Origin of the sequence: Hansschlegelia beijingensis, assembly GCF_045505405.1 — a bacterium.
Taxonomy (GTDB): domain Bacteria; phylum Pseudomonadota; class Alphaproteobacteria; order Rhizobiales; family Methylopilaceae; genus Methylopila; species Methylopila beijingensis_A.
Genome location: NZ_JBJKEX010000594.1, coordinates 1 through 1,007, shown reverse-complemented (window position 1 = coordinate 1,007; position 1,007 = coordinate 1). Strand labels below are relative to the sequence as shown.

The following is a 1,007-nucleotide window of genomic DNA, read 5'->3' as shown; positions in this document are numbered from 1 at the left end:
CTAGGTGTTTAGTCCCACGGTGTGATGGCGTATCTTTATTGCCGTCAGAGAGGGACGCGCTATGGGCCAAGTTCTTCACGGGAGCGCCAAGACGACGCACGCCGTTCGAGCGGAGCTACAGCGATCGCAAGCTTCGTCCGCGGAGCTCGCAAGGCGGTTCGGGATCAACGAGAAGACCGTGAGGAAGTGGCGATCCCGCCGCACCGTCGACGACGAGCCGATGGGGCCGAAGGAGCGGCGAAGCTCCACCCTCTCGGCCATCGAGGAGGCCGCGATCGTCGCTCTGCGGGTGCAGGCGCGCCTGCCGCTGGACGATGTCTTCGTGGCGCTGAAGGACGTGATCCCTCATCTGACGCGCTCGTCGCTGCATCGTTGTCTGCAGCGTCATGGAATCTCGCGCCTGCCGAAGGCCGACCGTGAGAAGCCCAAGCGGTTCAAGGCCTACGAGATCGGCTACTTCCACATCGACATCGCCGAGCTGCGCTACGAGGGCGGTAAGGCCTATCTGTTCGTGGCGGTCGACCGCACCTCGAAGCTGGTCTTCGCCAGGATCTACCGGAAGGCGACGAAGCTCGTGGCGGCGGGCTTCCTCAAGGCTCTGCTCATGGCCGTTCCCTACAGGATCCACACCGTGCTGACCGACAACGGCGTGCAGTTCGTCCAACACGACAGACGAGCCGAGGGCGGCTCCGTCGCTCATGTCTTCGGAAGGGTCTGCGCGGAGCGCGGCGTCGAGCACAGGCTCACCAAGCCTTATCATCCGTGGACCAATGGCCAGGCCGAGCGGATGGTCCGGACGGTCAAGGAGGCGACCGTCCGCGCCTTCCACTACGCCTCGATCGATGATCTGCGACGCCACGTCCGAGACTGGCTGCTCGCTTACAACTACGCCAAGCAGCTCAAGGCGCTACGCTTCAAAACACCACTCGAGGCTCTCAAAGCCCTCAGCGTCGAAAAGCCGGAGCTCTTCATTCGTCAGCCAAGCCATGACACGCTGGGACTAAACA

1 protein-coding gene is annotated in these 1,007 nt (G+C 63.2%); it reads left to right on the top strand.

Annotated elements, in window-relative coordinates:
* Positions 1 to 61: 61 nt before the first annotated feature.
* Positions 62 to 1,007: IS481 family transposase (locus tag ACIKT0_RS18950; protein ID WP_407106844.1), on the top strand; the 946-nt coding region annotated here is incomplete at its 3' end.